Origin of the sequence: Gluconobacter sp. P1D12_c, from assembly GCF_018812105.1 — a bacterium.
In the GTDB taxonomy this organism is placed as follows: Bacteria; Pseudomonadota; Alphaproteobacteria; order Acetobacterales; family Acetobacteraceae; genus Gluconobacter; species Gluconobacter oxydans_A.
This window is the reverse complement of record NZ_JACSIQ010000036.1, coordinates 1-5,066: the sequence shown is the minus strand read 5'-3', so window position 1 is coordinate 5,066 and position 5,066 is coordinate 1. Positions and strand designations below refer to the sequence as shown.

General features: G+C 49.7%; 4 protein-coding genes. All 4 read right to left on the bottom strand.

The features are described from left to right. Positions 1-236: transposase (locus tag KP705_RS15085; protein ID WP_215764744.1), on the bottom strand; the 236-nt coding region annotated here is incomplete at its 3' end. Between the two features lie 136 nt (positions 237-372). Further along, entirely contained in the window at positions 373-915 is a 543-nt protein-coding gene (locus KP705_RS15080) for a helix-turn-helix domain-containing protein (protein ID WP_100225175.1), read from the bottom strand. 57 nt (positions 916-972) lie between these two features. Next, positions 973-3,396, bottom strand: coding sequence for a Hint domain-containing protein (locus KP705_RS15075; RefSeq protein ID WP_015075060.1), 2,424 nt, complete (start codon positions 3,394-3,396; stop codon positions 973-975). 4 nt (positions 3,397-3,400) lie between these two features. Continuing rightward, complete coding sequence (locus KP705_RS15070; protein WP_015075061.1) at positions 3,401-4,684, bottom strand: autotransporter strand-loop-strand O-heptosyltransferase; 1,284 nt, start codon at positions 4,682-4,684, stop codon at positions 3,401-3,403. Positions 4,685-5,066: the final 382 nt, after the last annotated feature.

Here is a 5,066-nt window from a genome sequence, read left to right as displayed (position 1 = left end):
TCCGTTCGCTCGTCGGACAGATTGTTCARCGTCTGGATGACCAGRATYTTGAACATCAGCTCCGGATCGAACGGGGGACGGCCGCCTTTGATCCTGTCTGAATAGGCCAGAGCCTTCTCCAGATCAGGGCGGAAGGCCTCAAAATCCACAGTCCGGGAAAACGCTTCAAGCTGATCACCMAGCCCGCTCAGCCGGGCAAGCCTCTCTTCAACATCAAAGAAACCAGCCTGCTTCATGATCAATACCCCAATCAACTCGGGGGAAATGGAATCACAAAGGCACCCTCAAAACCAGAGGGTTTTTCGAACCCTCCATATGCGCCGCTTCATCTTTCTGGAGCGGATCAGCCCCGCTGCGTAGCAACCTGATCATTTATGTATTTTTTTGCCTCTCCATATACTTCTGGGCACTGATTTTTTTTTCTGGCGTGAGAGCTCTGTAAAGATCAATCAAAATATCTTCATCTGATGAGATGAGGCGTTTTACTGGTTTGGTTGAGAGGCCATCCAGAAAAAAATTGATGGGAACATCAAAAATTTCAGAAATTTTTGGAAGGTATTTTTGAAGATCTCCAGTTCGTCCCGTTTCAAGCGCAGCAACCGCAGAGCGACTGATATTGAGCGCTTCAGAAAGAGCAAGCTGGCTCATCTTTGCGGACTTGCGAAGAGCAAAGAGCTTTTGTGCCAACGCGAGTGTTGGAGATACGCGGGTTTCATCAATTTCAGTAAGAGACGCTTGGGTACTTTTAATCCATTTTCGAAAAAGAGAGTGAGCGCATCTTTTTATATCTAATTTATTGTTCAATACCTGAAATTCGATACTGCTTTTCACCAGATCAACAATTTTTCTAGGGAATTCCTGTTGATTTTTGGGGGTCCAGATCTGCCCTGGAGTCAGCAAGGTTCTATGTGGCATGATTGTGGCATCATATAAGAAAAACCCGGTGACGTGAAGTCACCGGGTTCTTTTTTGTTATGCCTGAAGGGCCACGTCTAGAGTCCTGTCTGTCACCAGATAGGGACCAGACGCAAGAATTTGAACGGATAACAGAGCGATACTGCCTAGGGGGCGATGTCCTAAAGAAAGAAAAGCATTTCCTTCAGTCCAACGCACTGTTCCGTCTTCGACGTTACTCCAACCTAAAAGACCTTCCTCAGTCAAATGCGCGCTGAGTAAACGCGTTGCATTGCTTTCGAACATTCTGATATCGCCGACCAGAACCCCCAGTGTCCGACGATCGTCCACAAAGGGTCCTAGTGCGTCATATGGACGGCTGGCACGAGAGACGATCCGGACGCTGTCGACGCCGACAGGGATCATGAAGATAACCTGATCATTATTGGTCCGGGCTGCCCGGATTGTTGCGCCTGTATCGGTCACAAGGTGCAGGTCGCTGTCATAGGTCAGGGACGGGGCTTCGGAGTGTACCGGGCAATTCTGCTCCTTGGCACGGACTTCAATCTGACGGTAAATCGGCTCGACTGCTTCACGCGACACGGTGAAAGGGGCTGCGGCATCATCCCAGGAGAGATTACGGCTGAGAGGAATGGAGACGACAGCGTTATTTTGACGGAAAGCGCGACGGTTTCCGGTATCGAGATAACTCTCCGTCAACATACCGTCAGCCATGATGACGGAGTGGTCAGCGGTTTCGATGTGATAGTAGTCGTAAGACGTGATCGAGGTGTCATAGAAGATCGAACGACCGTTTACGAGCATCCGGGCCGGCACGAACTTGCCGTCAAAGAAGAGGCAGTGCTCGGCGGTGATCAGCATGTCTTTAAAAGGAACGCCCTCAGAGATCGCATTTTTGAGAATGCGAACGGGATATCCTGCCTGATCTAAAGCAAGATGCGGACGGACTGTGCAGCGGGCCTGGCCGGCCCATGTCACCTGGCGAACTGTTTCGGTCCCATCGACATATGCTGTGACGTTATCACCGACCGCCAGCTTTTCGACGGCAATCGTTCCAGACGGGATTGAGATGAGGCTACCCGCAAGGAAGCAGACTTCAGCAAAGGACCCACCATTGCCATCACTAACGAGAGCGAAACCTGTCGTTTTGACGCCTTCGATATTAAGGGTGATGGTGTTTCCATTGCTGAGCGTTACGACCACCTGATCGTTGGACGGATAGCTGTATGTTGCGCCCGTAGGAGAAACGCCGGCCAGATCTATTGAATCTGAATCACCGGGTCCCGTTCCTGTATATCCGCTAATGACCGTACTGACTGTACCACCATTTTCGAGACCCGAAATGGTCAGTCCGTGGTTGGTGTCTCCTACGAGGTCAATGCTTCCGCCAGCATTGTTCCAGATCGTTGCAGAGCCGCCATTGGCTATGGTGACAACACCTGAAATTGCTGCTGAACTTGCAACCGTAAGCGATCCGCCACTTGACACCGTCGTTGTGCCCACGACACTGCCTGCATCGGCATCAATGGCCCCGCCACTGGTAATAGTATTGTCCTGAGCAATACCATTGGAACTGATCTCCAGTACACCGCCGGAGTTAACGATTGTTCCGGAAGCCGTACCAGCGAGGCCAAGACCGCCGCCACTGGAAATAACGGTGTTATAAACAGTTGCTCCGGAACTAACAACGACGGTACCCAGCGTTTCAAGTGTCAGACCTGAAGCCGTAGCACCCCCACTCACGGTCACAGTGGCACTATTATCAATTATGGTGGTGGTAAGGCTTCCACCAGAGTCGACGTGACCTGTTCCGCCGTTAATTGTACTCCCTTCTACCAAACCACCAGAAGCAATTTCTAGAACAGCGCCTGTATCAATCGTAACATTTGACCCGGTACCCTGAATACCAACACCGGCTCCGCTGGAAGCGACAATGTTGGACGTCACACCACCCGCATACACGGCGACAGTATTACCGGAGACAAAGGTCCCGCCAGACAAGCTACCTCCGCTGCTGACCGCAACAGTTGCTGCTCCAGCAACGGGGCTTTCACTAAGGGATACGCCACTCTCAATGATCAGGGTGCCGCCAGCACTTGTCCACGTGTGTGACCCCAAATCTCTATAAGCAGAAATTGTCCCGCCAGAAAGAATGTAATTTTCCCCAGTATATTGCTGAGCTCCAGCATCGACTATAAGACTAGCACCACTCAACAATGTTAAAGTGGAAGATGAATATCCAATGAGAGATCCCCGTTCGAGCTCAATAGATCCTCCTGAGGAAACCGTCAGGTTTGCATCTAATCTACCACCGCTACTAACAACAAACCCTGCACCAGATGCTACTGACCCCGTTCCTGAATATTCTCCTCCGGAGAGAATAACAGCGCTAGAAAATGCTGCTCCATAGAAACTTCCTGGGGCCCCCGCGCCACCAACTGCATCTGTTACATAGAGTGTACCATTAGATACATAACTCATTTTATTATCCTCTAATTAATTTGATTCTATTTATCACCATTTCTGAGGTGATAAGTTTTGTGCGCTCAAACTGCCTTTCGGAGTTTTTGTGCCGCGGACACCACAAAAAATCGTGGTGATCAAAACGCTCCTTCGGGTCATTCCAGCATGAATTACAGGTGTGCCAGTTGATCACGCGCCCGGGCGTTTCAAACTCGTTATTGGGGTGGGTAAACCCTGAAATCATGATCACAGGACAGCCTGCAGACCATGCGAGCCAGGCTAGGCCTGAACTGCCGCCAATAAAAAATGCTGCATGCTTAAGCCAGCGCGCTCGTTCTGCCAGAAGACGATTTCCTGTCTGGTCTTCAGCTCCATGCGGCAAGTGGTTCCATACCACGCCTGTCCCATGTTCGGCTTTCTGATCAATACAGACGACGCGATACCCTTGCTCTTTAAGCCACGTGATAACTTCGCGCCAACCTGTCGGGTTATTCCAATATTTACATTGGGAGCTCGCCTGTACGGCGATACAGACATAAGGCTCTTTTAGAGGACGACTTTCGTCAGAAAGAGTAATCTTTGCAGGCTCTTCTTCAGGGGGAACCCCGAGGATATAGGCGGCTGTTTTATGTAGGCCGACATATCGAAAATCAGTCGGTTGCCAGTCACATGCCACATCATCAAAAAACAGTCCTAAACTATAGGTCCCGTAGAATGTGTCGCTGAGCTTTTGGTCAATGACCTCTTCGTGCGTAAAAAAGCGAATATGAGGATACGCTTTCTCAAACAAAGGACTGATGAGGCCTGAAAGAGCGCAGGTGACATGGGCACCATGTTTTTTCGCAAAGCGGTTTGCATAGGGCATCCAGGCCAATGTGTCGCCGAGTGTACCCACTGGGAATTGGATTAGAATCTCTTTGTTTTGTGGGTCGAAGTGATGACTGAAAACCTGTTTCTCTGATTTGACGCCACCTTGAGGCTGACTTTCGATCCAAACATCTATGCCAAATCGGACATACCAACGCTTGCTGGAATGAATAAGACCTGCAGGGATCCCGGTTTTCTCAAAGAGAATATTGCCCGTATCAAGGTCTCTAAGTCGGACGTGCCATGTTTGCCCGTCTTCCAGAAGTGGCAGTTGAACACGACACCCAAAATTGAAATCAAACCGAATGCCATGATGCGCCTGTTGAGTCGGGACTGACGCTGAAGGGGGATATGCGGGCTTATCAGAAAGCTTGGAACCAAGGGGGTTCGCACCGCTCGAAGCGGCCTCTTGATCACTCGATATCGGGCTCTGAGGCATTAATTAAGAAGTTCCAAACTTTTATCGCGAGGCGGTAACGATCAGTTAATAGTTAATAAAATAAAAATCATCAAGTGAATGTTTTTTTCATAATGACAAAAATATTGCCCCCCGCGGGAAGGGTCGAAAAACTCTCTGGTTTTGAGGCTCTCTGTGTGACTCCATTCCTTCGATCTTGGGGCAGGGCATAGTGATATGAAGCAGCCAAGGTTCTTTTATGTTGATGAAGAGAGATTTACTCGGTTCAGAGGGCCTAGGTGGAGGGTTCGAAAAACCCCCTGGTATTGAGGTCTGCTCTGTGATTCCATTTCCCCTTAGTTGATTGGGGATGATGAAAGATGAAGCAGCCKGGTTTCTTTGATGTTGAAGAACGGCTTGCCCG

Coding starts and splice junctions, on each gene's coding strand:
- KP705_RS15080 (WP_100225175.1), bottom strand. CDS start 915: ATGCCACATAGAACCTTGCTGACTCCAGGGCAGATCTGGACCCCCAAA.
- KP705_RS15070 (WP_015075061.1), bottom strand. CDS start 4,684: ATGCCTCAGAGCCCGATATCGAGTGATCAAGAGGCCGCTTCGAGCGGT.
- KP705_RS15075 (WP_015075060.1), bottom strand. CDS start 3,396: ATGAGTTATGTATCTAATGGTACACTCTATGTAACAGATGCAGTTGGT.